Origin of the sequence: Brunnivagina elsteri CCALA 953 (genome assembly GCF_002289455.1) — a bacterium.
GTDB classification, from domain to species: domain Bacteria; phylum Cyanobacteriota; class Cyanobacteriia; order Cyanobacteriales; family Nostocaceae; genus Brunnivagina; species Brunnivagina elsteri.
Window position 1 is genome coordinate 1 of the sequence record NZ_NTFS01000593.1, and the last position, 2,878, is coordinate 2,878.

3 protein-coding genes are annotated in these 2,878 nt (G+C 37.2%); 1 reads left to right on the forward strand and 2 read right to left on the reverse strand.

Annotated features, from left to right (window positions below; all coding sequences use genetic code 11):
• Nucleotides 1–118: 118 nt before the first annotated feature.
• Nucleotides 119–901: an ABC transporter permease gene (locus CK510_RS28780; RefSeq protein ID WP_095724893.1), complete on the reverse strand. Its 783-nt coding sequence runs from the start codon at nt 899–901 to the stop codon at nt 119–121.
• A 246-nt stretch (nt 902–1,147) separates the two neighbouring features.
• Here CK510_RS28780 and CK510_RS28785 point away from each other — a divergent pair, with 246 nt between their 5' ends.
• Nucleotides 1,148–1,762, forward strand: a complete 615-nt coding sequence (locus CK510_RS28785; RefSeq protein ID WP_095724894.1) for a DedA family protein — start codon at nt 1,148–1,150, stop codon at nt 1,760–1,762.
• Between the two features lie 247 nt (nt 1,763–2,009).
• Here CK510_RS28785 and CK510_RS28790 read toward each other — a convergent pair.
• The coding region (locus tag CK510_RS28790) for a DUF697 domain-containing protein (RefSeq protein WP_143289490.1) at nt 2,010–2,878 on the reverse strand (869 nt) is incomplete at its 5' end.

The window sequence follows — 2,878 nt, forward strand, 5'->3', positions numbered from 1 at the left end:
CATTTTAAATTGATTGTATATCTCGCTACAGATTTTTGTGATTTCCTTTTATTGAAAGAAACTTTGTGATTTACTGACATTTTTTTGTACCTGAATCCAGGATAAAAAAAATTATTTATTAACTGGAAGCGCTGGTATAAAAACGCAGTGCAAAGCGCCAAAACCAGGAAGTAAATAAGAATAATACTACAGCTAATAAACCTGCACCAACAAACCAGATAGTGTGAATTCTACCTAACATTGCTTCTGCGGGAATGGTTGTCAGAAATGCCACGGGAACAATAAAAGTAAAGAAGAATCTAAATGCCGTTGGATAGGCAATCATCGGATATCTCCCAGCTTCGAGTAATCCTCGCAAAACTTCGGTGACATTGTAGATTTTTACGAACCAAATACTCGTCGCACCAAGCATAAACCAGAGGCTATAGAGTATTATTAACCCAAATCCCAGAGGTATTAAACTAATTAAATAATTATTCACTCCCAAGCCTAGTCTTGTACCAGCATAACCAATTGTGACTCCACCAAATATTAAATCTGGCAATCCCCAAGGGGAAAGAGTGTGAACCGATAGCCAAAATTGGCTTTTGATGGGTTTGAGGAGGACAAAATCGAGGGTTCCTTCTTGAACATGACGAACTATACGGCTAAGGTTTGGTGCTAAAAATGTTGCCGAATAGCCTTGAAGTAGGGTAAAAACACCTACCACTAATAAAGCTTCTGTCCACGACCAACCTGCGAATGTATAGCCTTTGCGGTAAAAGAGGAATAATCCAAACAAACTCCCGACTAAGTTACCAATACTACTTAATGTTGCCAGGATAAAGTTCACCCGATATTCCATTTCAGATGCGATCGCAGCACTCCAAAACAGCCCTATTAATTTCAAATATCTTTGCATTTTGTCTGTGCTACCCTTTTTCAGCCATTCTATATCGTAGCGTTATTTACGCCATGATATATTACTTGTAAAAATTTAAGATATTTTGATTAATTACTTTGTTGTATAGCATTTAACAATTAAAAGTTTTTATGTATAAATTATCGGAAATATATTTATCTAAACTTAATTTTTGTTTATCATCCTGAAAAGTTATAAGCAGCTAAGATATTTTATAAATATGCTGTAAACATAATCACTATTTTTATGCACTTTGACGTTCAAGCACTAGTCAAAACCCTTGGTTACTTTAGCTATCTAGCTATATGGGGAATTATTTTCGCAGAATCTGGGTTATTGATTGGTTTTTTTCTGCCGGGAGATAGTTTATTGGTTGCGGCAGGTTTTGCAGCTTCCCAACATTTGCTGAATATTTGGGTTTTGATTATTGGTTGTTTTATTTGTGCTGTACTTGGGGATAATGTGGGTTATCTGACGGGTTCTCGTTTTGGACGTAGGTTGTTTCAAAAAAATGATTCGAGATTTTTCAAAAAAGAATATTTGGAGAGAACCCAAAAGTTTTATTTGAAGCATGGGAAGAAAACGATTGTACTCGCAAGATTTGTACCTATTGTTAGAACTTTTGCACCAATTATTGCCGGGATTGGAGCGATGAAATATCGCACTTTTATGTCGTATAACTTGGTTGGTGGTTTTGTTTGGACATTTGGTGTGACGTTGTTAGGATATTTTTTAGGAAATTTATTACCTGCGGAACAAGTAGATAAATATTTATTACCAATTATTGCATTAGTTATCGTTGTCTCATTATTACCGTCAATAATTCATATAATTCAAGAAAATCGTCCTAGCAAACGATAATTTATTTATTGCTCAGTAACTAATTGTAGGTTGGGTGAAGGCTTTGCGTAACCCAACATATGATATGAAGAAAATAAAAATTATTTAAACAGCGAAAATAACTAAACTCAACGACAAAGATACTCTTTAAACGATTTAACAAAATGTTGGGTTACAGCGCAAATATAGATTTATCATATTGCTACAAATATTACTCCTGCCCTTACACCCAACCTACAATCTACAATCTAAATTCAACTGCAAATATTTAAACCTTCCTCTCGTCTTCTTCAATTATTTCCGCAGCTTTATCAGCCAAAGGTTTAACTACCTTTGCGATCGCTTCCTGCACAAATGCCTTGACAAATTCATCCCGCTTGTTCAATTGAAATTGACGCTGAACAACTTCTGTCATTCCCCCATCTCCCCAATCTTGGTCATTACGGAAATATTCAATAAAACTTTTCCCAGCAATCCTGGTTAAATATGCTGCTGTTACCCCTTGGATTGCCCTACCAATGACGAATGTACCAATATTCAATTGTAATGCTGTCGAAACCAATTCCAATGCCCCCTTAACGATTCCTAACCCGGCAATGGTTTTTGCTAAAGATAACGCTAATTCCCTTCCCCGCTCCATATTTAATTCGCAACCATAAATGCGACCAATTTCCACCACCATTTGGGCATTTACTGCTGCCGTTGCTAATAAATCAACTACGGGTAACGGTGTCACAGATACTACACCAGCCCCAATCCACTGGAAGCGATCGACAATTTTATCAGCTTGACGACGACGTTGAGCATCTATCATCTTTCTGGCTTCTTCACCTAATCGCAGCGATTGCAACAGGATATTATCGGCGACTAAATCTTCACCTTCTGCCCGTAATATTGCTGCCATTCTTCGCAACAAAGGTAATATTTCCGCCTCCGGTTCAACCATTTCACCGCTTTCTAATTCCACAGATTGGGGATTTGCCGATATTGACACCACATCGTTTGTGGAAATAAATCCCCGTACCCGTTCCCGTAATCTGGCTAAAATTGCTTCCCTATCTGCGTCAGTATATAAATCGGTTTTGTTCAGAACCAAAATCGATCGCTTACCAATTTCCGCTAATGCTTTCAATGGTT